The following is a 14,927-nucleotide window of genomic DNA, read 5'->3' on the forward strand; positions in this document are numbered from 1 at the left end:
CCGCCCTTACCCGCACGACCCGAGGGGGCCGCACGACCCGTGGGAGCCGCACGCCCCGTGGGATCCGTGGGAGCCGTGGGCTCCGGTGGGCTGGGCGCCTTGGCAGGGGGCCGTACGCGGCCGCCGCGCCGAGACGTCGAACACGACGAGCGGGTTGCGGACCGCCGAGCCCGAGCGCCGCTCCGCCGCGACCTGTTCGCTGATCCAGGGGTCGGGCGCGTTGACCGAGCCGGCCAGGACGAGCGAGCGGGCGCGGCAGCCGCCGGCGAAGGTGGCGGTCTGGCCGTGGCCGCTGGCCGGGTCGGTGTGCGGGAGGTCCCGTATCGCCCGGAAGCCGGCGCTGTGGTGCCAGATCTCGGCGAGGGAGGTGTCGCGCACATTGGCGGCGACGAATTCCGGCCCGAGGAAGCTGCACGGATTGACGTCGCCGGACACGGAGACGGAACACACGAGGTTCCCGGCGCCGCAGCCGTAGTTCTGGTGGATGACCGACTGCGTCTCCTGCCGGGAATACGGGCTGAACGGGTCGATGTGGCGCAGGTCCAAGGGGTCGTCGAGATTGTCCCGGCCCAGGCGGGCCAGGCCGTTCAGCGCTTCGGTGTATTCGGCGAAACTCGGCATCAGTTCCTGGTTCCGCTCGGCGACGCCCACGGGGTAGAGCGGGCGGAACACGGCGGTGTCCGCGCCCACGCGATGGGCGAGTTCGGCGCAGGCGTCGATCTCCTCGAGGTTGGTCCGCATGATGGTGAAGGCCAGGGTGAAACGCGCGTGTTCGCGGAGCACGGCGAGACGGTCCAGCACCTTGGCGAAGGTGCCGGGCCCGCGCACCCGGTCATTCGTCTCCGCCGTCGCGCCCTCCAGGCTGACATTCAGCCAGACCAGTTCCCGCTTGCCGAATTCCTTGGCGATTTCCTCGGTGATGAGCAGGCCGTTCGTGGTGATACACGGGGCCAGGCCATGGTCCAGGGCCATGTCGATGATGCGGAAAATGTCCTTCCGCAGCAGGGGTTCACCGCCCGTGAGCCCGAGCCGGAAGCTGCCCAGGCGCGCCATCTCGGCGAACAGCCGGTCGATGTCCTCCAGGCTCAGCCGCTTCTCACGGCGCGGGAGGTCACCGGCGAAACAGTGGGTGCAGCCCAGGTTGCACGAGGCGATGACCTCCAGATGGACGGCCAGCGGGCCGGTCAGGTGGCCCGGTGGGACGTCCAGGTCCTCTTTGACGACCCCGGCGAACCGGCCGTCCACGGTGAAGAATCCCAGGTCGTAGAAGTGCTCGAAGAGCCGCTCGATCAGGACGCGGCGGTCCGCGTCGGCCGTCTCCGCGAGGACGTGGTCGATGGGGCGCGCGCTCAGCCGCCTCAGGACGTCCGTGGTCTCGGCGTCGAACGGCAGATATCGCGACGTACGGCGGTCGAAGACCAGGCTGCCGAAGAATTGCGGGATGAGCACCAGCGGGGCCCGTTCCGGCATCGTTAACCTCCGTGTGTTGTCAGGCGGCTGATGGCGGGCCGCTGATGGTGACCGCTGCTGCGGAGTCCCTGCTGCGGTGCCGCTGCTGTGGGGCCGCTGCTGCGGAGTCCCTGCCGTGGGGCCGTTCGGTCAGGCCGCGTGCGGATCGGAGATCGTGAAGACCTTGCGGATCCACACCCGGCCGCCCCGCCCGGGAACCCCCAGCCCCACCGCGCCGAATTCCTTCAGCCTTCTCACCCGGTACGGCTCGGCATCCCGCTCCGGATCCTCCGCCGGCCGCCGGTCCGGCCGCAGCTCCATGGGCAGCCAGCCGTCGTCGTCGAAATCGGGACGCGTCCAGGCGTCGTCCTCCGGCTCGTCGAGGGAATACGTCCAACTGCCGTCGGCGGCCGAGAGCACGGAAGTCTCCGCGCCGCCCTGCGGGGCCGTGGTCTGTATATGGGTCTCGTCATCCGGCTTGTACACCCCGGCGAACATCAGCGTGGTGTAGGCGGGGTGGTACGAGGCGATCTCGAACGCGAGCACATGCGTGCCGAAGGGAACCAAGGGGCGGGCGGAGGTCGGCGTCGTGCCGTCGAGGTACATCTCGCACGGGCCGTCGGTCTCCAGCCACATCGTGAAGGGAACTCCGGCCCGCGGATTGCGCCATCGCAGCACCACACCGCCGCAGCCGGCGGGCACCTCGCAATGCCCGTGTTCCTCGAGGACGAACAATTCCGACGCCTTGACATACCGCGCCAGGGAATTGAGTTTCAGTTCACGCTCGTCCATGCTCGCTCACCTTTCGTCTCGGCTTTCCAGGCGGTCGGTGAACTCGCGGTGCCTGACGGGGTTGACCTCGCCCACCCGTCGTACGAGGTCCGGTAGCCGATCACGCCGCGCACAGTACTCGATCAGCCGGATGGTCTTTTGCGACTTGCTCATGCCCTGGGCGAACTGGCCGTACACCGCAGGGAAATGGTCGAGGCAGAGGGCGGTGAGTTCGTCGTCGTCGAGGGCCTCCGCGACCAGCCGGCGCACGTCGCCCGCGCGGTACGGGACGGGGGCGGGCGCGGCGGATACGTCAGGCGCGGCGGGTGGCGCGGCGGCCGGTGACGGGAAGGCGTCAGGTTCGGCCGGGGGCGCGGCGGCCGGTGACGGGAAGGCGTCAGGTTCGGCCGGGGGCGCGGGGGGCGCGGCCAGCCGGCCGATGACCGCGTACGCCGCGCTGTTCGGGTCCTGGGCGATCACCCCGACCAGCCGTCGCAGCCGCCCCTGGTCCGCCGCCCGGCGCAGGACCTGCGGCCACACCTCCGCCATGGGCGCCGACCAGGAGAACTCGGCCGCGCGCAGACCCGCCGCCAGGACGAACTCCCGCACCTCGGCACCCTGGTCGTACGCGGCCAGGAGAGCGTCGAGCAGCTCCCGCGCCCCGGGGTCCCCGGCCGCGAAGGGAACCCGGTCCAGAAAGCCCCCGTCGTCACTCATAGCAACCCCGCCGCGGTCAGTCCCTCCGCCACCCGGGAAATCCGGCGCCCCTGGTTACGGAATTCCCGCTTCCCCGCGTCCTCGACGGCCAGCCACCGGTGGTGCAGGGCGATCAATTGCCAGCGCTCGTCGAAGACGGGCGAGCCGGATGAGCCGGCCTCGGTGTCCGTCCAATACTGGATCACATCGTCATCGACATGGCGGACGACGTTGTGGTGCATTCCTATCTTCTTCACCCCGCCGTGCGGATGCTGAATGATATAGACCCGCTCGCCGACCGAAACCTGCTCACCGGCGGCCAATTCGATGACGGGAATCTCGTCCGGCAGCGGCTCCGCCGTCCGGATCACGGCCCAGTCGTGCGCCCGGTCCCCGGTGATCGTCTCCGGTCGGCAGCGCACCACCGTGGGGACGCGGTGCCGGGCGGCGGTGTCGAGTTCGTAGTGCAGCCAGGCCTCGACGTCCCGCGCGGGCCGAAAGCCCGAGGGGCCGGGGTCGTACAGGACGTGGTGGTTGGTCAGCAGCAGATCGCCGCCGATCCGGAAGGCCGTGCCGTACGCCCGCCCGCCCTCCAGCGTCACCAGCAACCGCGCGACGGCCGGGGCCAGTTCCACACCGCGGCGCATGAACGCCACGTCGAGCAGGGTCGGCTCGTCGAAGATCTGCCGCTCCCACGCGCCCCGCGCGTCGAACCCCTTCCACACGACCCCCGTGTCCGCCCCGGCCGGCGCCTCCACCACCGGATCCGCCGCCGTCAACTCCCCCAGCCGCAGCGCCACCGCCTCGTCGTTGTCCGCCACTTGTTCGAGCAGCGCGCGCAGTCGATTCTGGTTACGGGCCTTGGTGATCAGGTCGTGCCAGACGGAATACATCGGCCGGTCCCAGGCGATCGTCGCCGGTTTCACCCCCGCCCGCGCGGCGAACTCGACAACCGGCCCTTCCCGGAAATGGATACCGGCCAGGAAGTCGAGCAGTTCGCGGGACTCGGGCCTGCTCCAGTCGAAGGGCAGCGCGTCGAGAAAATGCGGCACGGTCCCAGCATAGGGGAGATGTGCGGCCCGTCCCGGGCGAGAGTCCCGAGATGTAACCTCACGCATATTCTTCGCGGAAGGGCACGACCGGAAGGGAGCAGGCACATGGCGGACCAGGACAAGCTACCCGTGCGACTCGGCCCCGTCCCCGAGACCCTGTTGTGGAACCTCTACCACCGGGCGTACGAGGCCCGGCAGCCCAGGACGGTGCTCCACGACCCCAAGGCCATCGAGCTGGTCGACCGCCTCGACTACCCCTTCGAGGAGACCTTCGGCCCACCCCATCCGCTGCTCGCCCAGGGCCAGGCGCTGCGGGTACGGACCTTCGACGACGCCGTACGGAACTTCCTCGCCGAACACCCCGACGGGACCGTCGTCAACCTCGCCGAGGGCCTGGAGACCCAGTACTGGCGGATCGACAACGGCCGCGCGCACTGGCTGTGCGTCGAGCTCCCCGAGACCGCCGAACTGCGCCGCGCCCTGCTGCCGGACACCGAGCGGCGCCGCACCCTCGCCCGGTCGGTGCTCGACCTGTCCTGGATGGACGAGGTCGACACCGAGGGCGGCGTACTGCTCACCGCCCAGGGCCTGCTGATGTATCTGCGCCCGCCCCAGGTGCGGGAGCTGATCGCGGCGTGCGCCGAGCGGTTCCGGGGCGGGGCGCTGGTCTTCGACGCGGTCCCCCGCTGGCTCGGCGCCGCCACCCTGCGCGGCGAGAAGGGCCCCGCGCGCAACTACCGCATGCCCGGCATGCCGTGGTCACTGAACGCCGGCGAGCTGCCCAAGGTGCGCACGGCCCACCCCGGCGTCGTCGACGTCCGCGAACTCCACCTGCCGCGCGGCCGGGGCCCGTACTTCGGGGCCCTGACCCCGGTGCTCTACCGGCTGCCGGGCGTACGGAACCTCCGGCCGACCATGACCGCGATCGCGCGGTTCGCCTGACGGCCCGCGTCGCCGCCGGGTGCGTGCAGGCCGTGGCGTACAGGCTGGCGGCGAGGCCGGGTGAACCGGCCCCACCAGGCAGAATGGAGAGATGAGCCCGCCCCTCGACCCCGTCCTCGCCCTCGCGCCCCGGCTGCCGTCCCCGGTGTGGCGGGTGGACGACGAGCGCCTGGCCGGGCGGGGGGTGGAGTTGCGGTTGAAGCGGGACGATCTCGTGCATCCGGCGGTGCCGGGCAACAAGTGGCGCAAGCTGGCACCCAATCTGCGGGCCGCGCTCGACGAGGGGCACGCGCGGCTGCTCACGTTCGGCGGGGCGTACTCGAACCACATACGCGCCGTGGCCGCCGCCGGGGCGGCGGTGGGGCTGGGGACGGTGGGGGTGATACGGGGTGACGAGCTGGCCCGGGCGCCGCGCAACTGGTCGTTGGCGCGAGCCGAGGCGTACGGCATGGAGCTGGCGTTCTGGGACCGGGCGCGCTTCCGGGAGACGCTGAGCGGGCTGGCGGAGCCGGGGACGGTCCGGCGGCTCGAGGAGCGATGGGGGCGGAGTTATGTGCTGCCGGAGGGCGGTACGAACGTGGCGGCGGCGCGCGGGGCGGCGGAGATCGTCGCGGAGCTGCCCGCCCTGGGTCCTGGCGATGTGGTGTGCTGCGCGGTGGGCACCGGGGGCACGCTGGCCGGGATCGCCGCCGCGCTGCCCGAGGGCGCCCGGGCGCTGGGCGTCGCGGTGGTCAAGGGCGCCCGGTACCTCGACGGCGAGGTGGCGCGGCTGCACGAGCTGGGGTGGGGGCGCGCCTTCGCCAACTGGCGGATCGACCACGACCACCACGGCGGCGGCTACGGCCGGGTCCCGGCCGGGCTGGCCGCCTTCGCCGAGGACTTCGAGGAGCGGCACGGCCTGGCCGTCGAGCGCCGGTACGTCGCCAAGATGCTGCGGTGCGTGTACGACCTGGCGGGCGGCCCCGCGCTGCCGCCGGGGAGCCGGGTCACCGCCGTGATCACGGGGCCGCCGGACCCGGTCTGATGTTTGTGGTGAGTATGGGACGGCGACACGCCGTCGCGTCGGCGTGTCGCCGTCCCATACTCACCGCAAACCCGCGCGGCTACTCCGGGCCGCGCAACCGCATCACCGTGGTCGCCGCGTGGCGGGCGGTGCTGTCCTGCCGTACCTCCACCGTCAGCTCGGGGGTCACCGGCCGGTAGGAGATCTCGGTGCCCACCATGTCCTTGGCCGTGGGGGCCGGGCCGGCCGCCGTGGGCTCGGGGGCGGCGGGGAGGCCGCGCAGCGCGGCCGAGATCTGGGCGCGGACGGCCGGGGAGAGCGGGGTGGAGACCACCGGGTCGTCGTCGCCCGGCAGCACCAGCGCGAGGGAGCGCGGATGGTGGCGGGGGCCGACCACGCCGACCACCACGGCCTCGCGCGTCTCGGAGTGCCGCAGCTTCCACCAGTGGCGGCCCGCGCGGTAGGGCTGGCCCAGGCTCTTGATCACCAGGCCCTCGACGCCGATGCCCGGGAGCGTGTCGTACCAGGTGGCGGCCAGCTCCGGGTCGGTGGTCATGGGGACGGGCTGCAGCGGCGGCCCGTACGGCTCCAGCAGCGCGACGAGCCGGGCGCGGCGCCGCTCGTAGGCCAGCGGGCGGAGGTCCTGGTCCCCGGCGGCCAGCAGGTCGAAGGCGGCGTAGGAGGCGGGGAGTTCCCGGGCGAGCCGGGCGGCGCGGGCGCGGGTGGCGGCGGCGCGCTTCTGGACGGCGGCGAAGTCCGTACGGCCGCCGGTCCACACGACGACCTCCCCGTCCAGGACCGTGCCGGCCGGGAGGTGTTCCGCGGCGTCCCGCAGGTCGGGGAACGCGGTGGTGACGATGCGGCCGGAGCGGGCCTGGAGGAGGACGTCGTCCTCCGTACGGAAGATCAGTACGCGGTGGCCGTCGAACTTCGGCTCGTACGCCAGCCGCCGCCCGGCCGGGTCGGGAAACGCCTGGACGGGGCGGGCCAGCGCCACCTCCACGGGCGGCAGCAGCGGCAGCCGAGAGGGTGGGTCCCAGTGGGGGATCACCGCGCGGCCCCGGGAGGCGGTTGGGCCCCGGAAGGCGGTTGGGCCCCGGGAGGCGGTTGGGCCCCGGGAGGCGGTTGGGGCCCGGGAGGCGGTTGGGGCCCGGGAGGCGGTTGGGGCCCGGGAGGCGGTTGGGGCCCGGGCAGTTGCGGCGGGGTGGCGCCGGGCGGCTGGGCCCCGGGCGGTGGCGTGGTGGGGGGCCGGGGAGTGCCCTGGGGGGCCGGGGGTGTCATGGCGCTACTCCTGGGGGGACCGGGCGGGCCAGGGCCGGGTCGAGGAGGGGTTCCAGCAGGTCACCGTGGCGGTCCAGCCGGGGCGCGATGTCGTCGATCCGGAAGACGAGCTGCATGGCGTCCTCGCACCGCTCGACCTCGCCCCAGGTGACGGGCGCGGAAACGGTCGGCTCCCTGCGCGCGCGGGCGGTGTAGGGGGCGGCCGTGGTCTTCGCGGCAGCGTTCTGGCTGAAGTCGACGAACACCTTCCCCGGCCGCAGCGAGCGGGTCATCTTGGAGGTCACCAGGCCGGGCACGGCGGCCGCGGCCTCCATGGCGAGCTTCTTGGCGTAGCCGGTGGTCTGCCAGGAGGGGGTCGGCTCCACCGGGACGAGCAGGTGCAGCCCCTTGGAGCCGCTGGTCTTGGCGTATGTGGAGAGCCCGTCGTCGCGCAGCCGCTCGCGCAGCCACTCGGCCACGGCGCAGCAGTGCACGATCGTGGCGGGCGGGCCGGGGTCGAGGTCGAAGACGAGGCGGTCGGCGAGGACCGGGTCGCGGTCGGCGCGCCACATGGGGGCGTGGAACTCGACCACCAGGTTGGCGACCCACATGAGCGAGGCCAGGTCCTGGATCAGGACCTGGCGGGCGGTCTCCCCCTCGTGGCGGGGCACCTCGGCGGTCCGCACCCAGTCGGGCATGCCCGGGGGCGGGTTCTTGGTGAAGAACGTCTCGCCGTCGGGGCCGTCCGGGAAGCGCAGGAACGCCAGCGGCCGGCCGCGCAGATGACGGAGGAGCGGGCCGGCGGTGGCCGCCAGGTAGTGCAGCAGCTCGCCCTTCGTGGTGCCCGTGGCCGGATAGAGCACCTTGTCGAGGTTGCTGAGCGCGATGCGCCGCCCCTCCACCTCCGCGATCGGGGACATACGATAAGAATCTCACGAAAGGGATCAAGCATGCGATCCATCTGGAATGGGAACATTTCGTTCGGTCTGGTCAGTATTCCGATCAAGATGTATCCGGCGACCGAGGACCACTCGGTCTCCTTCCGGCAGGTGCACACCAAGGACGGCGGCCGAATCCGCTACCGCAAGGTCTGCGAGCTCGAGGACAAGCAGGTGGACGCGGGGGACATCGGCAAGGCGTACGAGGACGCCGACGGCACGCTGATCCCGATCACCGACGACGACCTGGCGCACCTCCCGCTGCCCACGACCCACGCCCTGGAGATCCAGGCGTTCGTCTCGGCGGCGGACATCGACCCCCTCCAGATGGGCGACGCCTACTACCTCGGCGCGAACGGCACCGCAGCCGCCAAGCCGTACGCCCTGCTGCGCGAGGCGCTCAAACGCAGCGAGAAGGTCGCCATTGCCAAATACGCCCACCGCGGCCGGGAGCGCCTGGGCATGCTGCGGGTCGTGGGCGACGCGATCGCGCTGCACCGGCTGCTGTGGCCGGACGAGGTGCGCGATCCGGTGGGGGTGGCCCCGAAGGAGCGGGTGACGGTGCGGGAGGCGGAGCTCGACCTGGCCGACACCCTGATGGAGACGCTCGGCGAGGTGGACCTGCACGAGCTGCGCGACGAGTACCACGAGGCGCTGGAAGAGCTGGTGGCGGCGAAGATGGCCGGCGCCACGCCCACCGCCGAGCCCGGCGAGGCCCCGGCCGGGGCCCAGGTCGTGGATCTGATGGCGGCGCTGCGGGACAGCGTGCGCAGCGCGCGCCAGGCCCGGGGCGAGGGGGCGGGCGAGGCCGCGGAGGAGGGGGAGGCGGCGGAGGCGGTCGGCGAGGAGGCGCGGGAGGCGACGGTCCACCCGCTGCGGGCGCGCGGGAAGGCCGCCGCGCCCGCCAAGAAGGCCCCCGCCGGGAGAAAGACCGCCGCGCCCGCGAAGAAGAGCGCCTCCAAGGGCGCCGAGAAGGCCGGCGCCAAGACGGCTGCGGGAAAGACGGCCTCGGGAAAGACGGCGGGGAGGTCGGCGGCGGGGGCGGCGGGGAAGCCGACCGCGAAGAAGGCCGCGGCCAAGAAGGCCCCCGCCAAGAAGCAGGCCGCCGCCAAACGGGCGGGCGGCCGGTCGGCCTCCTGACGGCGGGCCCCCGCTGCGACGTCAGCTGAACGCGGCGGCGTGGTCGCTCGCCCACTGGGCGAAGGTGTGCCCCGGGCGTCCGGTGATCCGCTCCGTCTCCGGGGAGATCTCGGCCGGGCGGCCGACGGACTCCGCGAACATCCGCAGCAGCGAGTCCGCGATGTCCGCCGGCACGCCGCCGCCGGTCATCCCCTCGCGTGCCGCCTCCGCCGGGATCTCCTCGTACCGCAGCGGCCGACCGAGGGCCTCGCCGAGGATGGTCACCTGCTCCGCGAAGGTCAGGGACTGGGGCCCGGACAGCACCGGCGCCTGACCGGCGAGGTCCTCGCCGATCAGGGCGCGGGCCGCGACGGCCGCGATGTCGGCCTCGTGGATCGGCGCGGTGTGGGCCCCGGCGTACGGGCCGCGCACCACGTCACCCTCGCGGATCTGCCCCGCCCACTGCAGCGCGTTCGAGGCGAACGCGCCCGGCCGCACATGCGTCCAGGTCAGCCCGGACGCCTCGATCTCGGCCTCCAGCGCGCGGTGGTGGTCGCCGATGGGGTTGCCGGGGCCCTCGAACAGCACGGCCGAGGAGGAGAGGGTGACGACGCGCCGCACCCCCGCCCGCGTGGCCTCGCTCAGCAGCTCGCCGGCGCCCTTGCCCCACAGCACCGCCGGGTTGACGAAGACCGCCTCGGCGCCCTCCAGGGGAAGGTCCTCGGTCCGCGCCACCCGCACCCCCTCGGGCAGCCGCGCCGCGCCGGGGTCGCGGGTCAGCGCGCGGACCTCCGCGCCCGCCGCGACCAGCTCGTCCACCACATACCTGCCGACCTTCCCGGTAGCCCCGGTCACCACGATCATGACGAATCTCCTTGCTGTGCCGTGTTCATTGCCCTGCTGTGCCACTGCATTGATCGCCTCCACATTCATCCAGACGGATGAACTTGTCAAACAGATAGATGGATCGAGGCGGCGGCCTGAGGCTAGCCTGAGCGGGTGCAGGAGAAAGAGCCACAGGAACCGCCGAAGAAGCCCCGCCGCGCCCCCGCGCCCGCGGAGCGCAAGCTCGACCCCGAGCGCTCCCGGCGGCTGCTGCTGGACGCCGCCATGGACGAGTTCGCCGAGAAGGGGTACGCGGGGGCCCGCGTCCAGGACATTGCGGACCGGGCCGGGCTCAACAAGCAGCTCATCAGCTACTACTTCGGCGGCAAGGAGGGGCTGTACCGGGAGCTGCACCGCCAGTGGCTGCGCCGCGAGGAGGAGGACATCGTCGACCCGGCCGCCCCCCTCGACGAGCTGATCGTCCGCTATCTGCGGGAAACCTTCGCCGACCCCCGGGCCACCCGCCTCAACCTCTGGAAGGGCCTCACCGGCGGCGCGCTGGAGGAGCCCCGCGAGGACCTCTCCGCACTGCGGCGCCGCCAGGCGGACGGCGAGCTGGCGGAGGACCTCGACCCCGCCGCCGCGATGCTGCTGTTCATCAGCCTGGTCTCGGCGCCGGTCGCGCTGCCCCACGCCGTACGGCAGCTCTTCGGCCTCGACCCGGACTCCCCCGAGTTCCGCGAGCACTACGCCGAGCAGCTCCGCCGGATCGTCCGCCACCTCGCGCAGCAGCGGGACCCGCGTTGACGTGACACCCCCCGGCGCGACGGCCCCCGTACAGCCGTAATTCGGTTGACACCGCCGCTCGCGCTGACAGGATGGCCCGCGTCCGTCCGACCACCGACAGGAGCATGTGATGCGCCGATTCCTCGGAACGACCCAGCGCCCCCACCGGACGACCGTTCTCGAGGACTTCTCCACGCATGCCCACGGCACACACCCCGCGCACCCCGCGCATCACCCGGACCGTCAACATCGGCATCCTGGCGCACGTCGACGCCGGTAAGACCAGCCTCACCGAGCGCCTGCTCTTCGACACCGGAGCCATCGACCGCCTCGGCAGCGTCGACAGCGGCACCACCCAGACCGACAGCGGCGACATCGAGCGCGAACGCGGCATCACCGTGCGCTCCGCGGTCGCCTCCTTCGCCGTCGGGCCGGCCCAGGTCAACCTGATCGACACGCCCGGCCACTCGGACTTCATCGCCGAGGTCGAGCGCGCTCTCGGCGTGCTCGACGGCGCGGTCCTGGTGCTGTCCGCCGTCGAGGGCGTCCAGGCGCAGACCCGGGTGCTCATGAAGACCCTGCGGCGGCTGCGGCTGCCGACCCTGCTCTTCGTCAACAAGATCGACCGCGCGGGCGCCCGCCACGAGGGGCTGCTGGCCGACATCCGGCACAAGCTGGCCCCGCACCCGGTCGCCATGACGGCCGTACGCGACCTGGGCACGCGGGACGCCCGCGCCCTGCCCCGGTCGCTCGACGACGCCGACTTCCGCGCCCACGCGGCCGAGGCCCTGGCCGAGACCGACGACGCGCTGCTGGCCCGGGTCCTGGACGGGCCCCCGCCCACGGCCGCCGAGTTGCGGGCCGCGCTGGCCGCCGGCACGGCGGAGGGCCGCGTCCACCCGGTGTTCTTCGGCTCGGCGCTGAGCGGCGAGGGCGTCGGCGCGCTCGTCCGCGCGATGGTGCGCCTGCTACCGCCAGCGCCCGGCGGCCCGGACGGGGCGAACAGCCAGGAGGGGGCGGGCGGGGCGGCGCCGCGGGGGACGGTGTTCGCCGTGGAGCGGCGGGCCGGCGCCCCGGGAAAGACCGCCTATCTGCGGCTGTTCGCGGGCGAGCTGGCCGTGCGGCAGCGGGTGACGCTCCACCGCCACGGGCCGGGCGGCACGCCCGTCGAGTACACCGGCCAGATCACCTCGCTCGACGTCGTCGGCCGGGCCGGCGCGGAGGCCGGGGCGGGGCGGCTGACGGCGGGGAACATCGCGAAGGTGCGGGGCCTGGCGGAGGTACGGGTCGGCGACCGGCTCGGCCCGGCCGCCGCCGGGACCGACGCCAAGGCCGACGCCGATACCGCGACCACGACCCACACCGGAGCCGATACCGGCACCGCCACCCACTTCGCCGCCCCCAGCCTGAGCACCGTCGTCCGCGCCCGGCAGCCCGGCCCCGGCCCCGCCGCGCGGCTGCACGCCGCCCTGCTCACCCTGGCCGACCAGGACCCGCTGATCCACACCCGCGCGCTGCCGGGCGGCGCCACCTCCGTACTGCTGTACGGCGAGGTGCAGAAGGAGATCATCGCGGCGACCCTCGCCCGCGACTTCGGCATCGAGGCCGACTTCGAGCCCAGCCGGCCGGCCCACATCGAGCGGCCCGTGGGCGTCGGCGAGGCGTGCGAGGAGATCGCCCGGCGCGGGCACACCGGCCTCTGGGCGACCATCGGACTGCGCGTCGAGCCCGCCCCGGCCGGCTCCGGGGCGGCCTTCCGGTACGAGACCGAACTGGGCGCGCTCCCCCGCGCCTTCCACCACGCCATCGAGGAGACCGTGTACGAGACGCTCGCCCAGGGCCACGAGGGGCGGCCGGTGACCGACTGCGTGGTCACCCTCGTCCGCTCGGGCTTCTGCAGCCCGGTCAGCACCGCGGGCGACTTCCGCGGCCTGACCCCGGTGGTGCTGGAGCGCGCGCTGCGCGAGGCCGGGACGCGGGCGTACGAGCCGTGCCACGCCTTCGAGCTGGAGATCCCGCACGACGCGCTGGCCCCGGTCTCCGCGCAGCTCACCGCGGCGGAGGCCGACATCGCCGACGCCCGGGAGACGGCGGGCGGGGAGCCGGCCTGGCTGCTCGAAGGGCGGATCCCGGCCCGGGAGGTGCACGGCGTGAAGCGGTGGCTGCCGGGCCTGACCCGCGGTGAGGCCGTGTGGTGGTCCCGGCCGTCCGGATACCGCCCGCTGGGGCGCGACCGGCGCAAGCCGGACGTACGCCCCCTCACCCCTCCCGCTCACCCTTTCCCGTGACTCATCGGCCCGATGGGGTCACTTCCGTACGTCCCGGGCGTATGCTCTGGCCACATGGGGGCGGAAATCGGCAATCCCGCCAACGCGCCCGCCCACGACGGGACTTGGCGGGTACGGATCCGTAGTACGGCCGGCGAGGTCCTGGGCGCCGGAATCCTTCTGGGCAGCGAGACGGTGCTGACGTGCGCCCATGTGATCCCCGAGGACGGGCGGCCGGTGCCGGCCACGGAAGTCCTGGTCGACCTGGTCGGCGTGCCCGACGCCGAGCCCGTCGGCGCGCGCGTCGCCGTCGGCTGCTGGGTCCCGCCGCGCGCCGACGACTGCGGCGATGTGGCGCTGCTGACCCTCAGCCGCCCGCAGCCCGCCGAGCACGCCGCGCCGCTGTTCCGGCTGCCCCCGGTGGCCGGGCGGCCGGTGCGGATGTGCGGCTTCCCCTACGGCAACGACCACGGGATGTGGTCCTCGGCCCGGATCGCGGGCACCGCCGGCCCCCGCGCGGAGTGGGTCCAGCTGGACCCGGAGTCGCGCGGACACGTGGTGCGGCACGGCTTCAGCGGTGCCGGGGTCGAGGACACGGAGACCCGGCATGTCATCGGCATGGTGGTCAGCCGCTACGACGACTCCGACAGCGTGCCCAGCGCCGAGCGGCGGCACTTCTCGTACATGATCCCCGTCGAGACGATCGCCCGGCATCTGCCCCAGGTCCGCCCGGGCGGCCACCGCGGCGTCGACCCGCCCCTGGTCTCCCCGCTCACCGACGGGGTGCAGGACATCGGCTTCGCCCAGCGGCTGGCCCTGTGGCTGCGGCGGGAGAGCCTGGCCGGGCGGGAGGGGACCGCCGACGTGGAGACGGTGGTGATCGCCGACGACGACAGCGACCGGTACGAGGCGCTCAGCCGGGCCGTGACGCTCGCCGACCGCGAGCTGTCCGGGGGCCGCGCCGAGGAGGCGCTGTCCGCCGCGCCGCGCGACACTGTCCCGCCGATCGGCAGCCTGGACCTGGCCCTCGACGTCACCGGCCGCACCGACACCGACGTGGCCAAGCGGGTCGCCGACCGGATGGACCTCAAGTCGCTCGGGGACACTTCGCCGCTCAGCCGGATCCGGGCCAACGCGGTGCCGCTGACCATCGTGGCGGTGAGCGTCGACCGGGCCCACGACCCGGAGGCCATGGTCCGCTTCATGAAGCTGCTCGCCGACCAGGGCAGCCGGCTGATGCTGGTCTTCCGCGACCCCGGGGTGCCGGGGCTGCGCCTGGCCGAGCGGCTGTTCCGCCCGGACCGGGCGCGGATCGACGCGTGGCTTGAGGAGCTGGCCGGGCAGGTGACCCGCGCCGAGACCCGCGAGCGCGAGGCCGCCGAGCGGCGCGCGCTGCTCTCCCCCGCGCCCGGCCCGCCGTACACCCGCGGCGCCGCCGTGCTGCGCATCAACCTGCTCCGGCTGCGCGCCGACCCCGGGCTGCACACCCATCACATCATCGCCAAGCTGGCCATGTTCGAGCACTCCGTGGCCACGGCCCTGCGGCGCGCCGAAGCGGCGCTGCGCGCGGCCGAGGAGCAGCTCAGGCGCGTTCCCGAGTTGGAGGGGCTGCTGCGCGCCTCCGCCGCGGGCGCGGGGGCGCGGGCCATCTCCGAGCACCCGGAGCTGATCCCGCTCCAGCGCGCGGCGGTCGAGCTGCTGGAGGCCCCGCCGTACGACGTGGCGGCCGCGCAGGAGGCGGTGGACCGGTTCGTGCGCGCTGTCAACGAGATCGGGCCGTAGGCGGCCCCCAGGGCCGATGCGCGGAAAACGGGGAGGA

At 73.6% G+C, this 14,927-nt stretch carries 13 protein-coding genes; 6 read left to right on the forward strand and 7 right to left on the reverse strand.

What is annotated here, in order from left to right:
* Positions 1-6 precede the first annotated feature (6 nt).
* The 4 genes from ABFY07_RS04955 to ABFY07_RS04970 all read right to left on the reverse strand — a co-directional run bounded on the left by ABFY07_RS04955 (position 7) and on the right by ABFY07_RS04970 (position 3,968).
* Positions 7-1,470 carry a radical SAM protein gene (locus ABFY07_RS04955; RefSeq protein WP_346173251.1) on the reverse strand — a complete coding sequence of 488 codons (1,464 nt, stop codon included), beginning with the start codon at positions 1,468-1,470 and terminating at the stop codon, positions 7-9.
* Positions 1,471-1,599: 129 nt separating this feature from the next.
* Positions 1,600-2,241, reverse strand: coding sequence for a hypothetical protein (locus tag ABFY07_RS04960; RefSeq protein WP_346173252.1), 642 nt, complete (start codon positions 2,239-2,241; stop codon positions 1,600-1,602).
* A gap of 6 nt (positions 2,242-2,247) precedes the next feature.
* Complete coding sequence (locus tag ABFY07_RS04965) at positions 2,248-2,937, reverse strand: effector-associated domain EAD1-containing protein (protein ID WP_346173253.1); 690 nt, start codon at positions 2,935-2,937, stop codon at positions 2,248-2,250.
* Entirely contained in the window at positions 2,934-3,968 is a 1,035-nt protein-coding gene (locus tag ABFY07_RS04970; RefSeq protein ID WP_346173254.1) for a trypsin-like peptidase domain-containing protein, read from the reverse strand. The genes ABFY07_RS04965 and ABFY07_RS04970 overlap by 4 nt, the downstream gene beginning before the upstream one ends.
* 105 nt (positions 3,969-4,073) lie before the next feature.
* Between ABFY07_RS04970 and ABFY07_RS04975 the strand changes: the two genes are divergently transcribed.
* Both ABFY07_RS04975 and ABFY07_RS04980 read left to right on the forward strand, forming a co-directional pair.
* The gene (locus ABFY07_RS04975) at positions 4,074-4,910 is read left to right on the forward strand and encodes a class I SAM-dependent methyltransferase (RefSeq protein ID WP_346173255.1); all 837 of its coding nucleotides are present in this window, start codon (positions 4,074-4,076) and stop codon (positions 4,908-4,910) included.
* Positions 4,911-5,001: 91 nt separating this feature from the next.
* On the forward strand, positions 5,002-5,934 hold the full coding sequence (locus tag ABFY07_RS04980; RefSeq protein ID WP_346173256.1) for a 1-aminocyclopropane-1-carboxylate deaminase/D-cysteine desulfhydrase: 933 nt from the start codon (positions 5,002-5,004) through the stop codon (positions 5,932-5,934).
* A gap of 79 nt (positions 5,935-6,013) precedes the next feature.
* Here ABFY07_RS04980 and ABFY07_RS04985 read toward each other — a convergent pair whose 3' ends face one another.
* Together ABFY07_RS04985 and ligD are read right to left on the reverse strand one after the other, a co-directional pair.
* Positions 6,014-6,964, reverse strand: coding sequence for an ATP-dependent DNA ligase (locus ABFY07_RS04985; protein WP_346173257.1), 951 nt, complete (start codon positions 6,962-6,964; stop codon positions 6,014-6,016).
* A 226-nt stretch (positions 6,965-7,190) separates the two neighbouring features.
* Complete coding sequence (ligD, locus tag ABFY07_RS04990) at positions 7,191-8,093, reverse strand: non-homologous end-joining DNA ligase (RefSeq protein WP_346173258.1); 903 nt, start codon at positions 8,091-8,093, stop codon at positions 7,191-7,193.
* Positions 8,094-8,123: 30 nt separating this feature from the next.
* Here ligD and ku point away from each other — a divergent pair, with 30 nt between their 5' ends.
* Entirely contained in the window at positions 8,124-9,251 is a 1,128-nt protein-coding gene (gene ku / locus ABFY07_RS04995) for a non-homologous end joining protein Ku (protein ID WP_346173259.1), read from the forward strand.
* 21 nt (positions 9,252-9,272) lie between these two features.
* On the opposite strand, the gene ABFY07_RS05000 is transcribed toward ku, so the two are convergent.
* On the reverse strand, positions 9,273-10,094 hold the full coding sequence (locus ABFY07_RS05000) for an NAD(P)H-binding protein (protein WP_346173260.1): 822 nt from the start codon (positions 10,092-10,094) through the stop codon (positions 9,273-9,275).
* A gap of 135 nt (positions 10,095-10,229) precedes the next feature.
* Between ABFY07_RS05000 and ABFY07_RS05005 the strand changes: the two genes are divergently transcribed.
* The 3 genes from ABFY07_RS05005 (at position 10,230) to ABFY07_RS05015 (ending at position 14,890) form a co-directional block, all read left to right on the forward strand.
* A complete protein-coding gene (locus ABFY07_RS05005; protein ID WP_346173261.1) occupies positions 10,230-10,862 on the forward strand; it encodes a TetR/AcrR family transcriptional regulator in 633 nt (210 codons plus the stop codon).
* Between the two features lie 176 nt (positions 10,863-11,038).
* Entirely contained in the window at positions 11,039-13,129 is a 2,091-nt protein-coding gene (gene otr(A) / locus ABFY07_RS05010) for a tetracycline resistance ribosomal protection protein Otr(A) (protein ID WP_346173262.1), read from the forward strand.
* 54 nt (positions 13,130-13,183) lie between these two features.
* On the forward strand, positions 13,184-14,890 hold the full coding sequence (locus tag ABFY07_RS05015; RefSeq protein ID WP_346173263.1) for a S1 family peptidase: 1,707 nt from the start codon (positions 13,184-13,186) through the stop codon (positions 14,888-14,890).
* Positions 14,891-14,927: the final 37 nt, after the last annotated feature.

This window comes from Streptomyces sparsogenes subsp. cuspidosporus (genome assembly GCF_039532705.1).
Classification (GTDB): Bacteria; Actinomycetota; Actinomycetes; order Streptomycetales; family Streptomycetaceae; genus Streptomyces; species Streptomyces sparsogenes.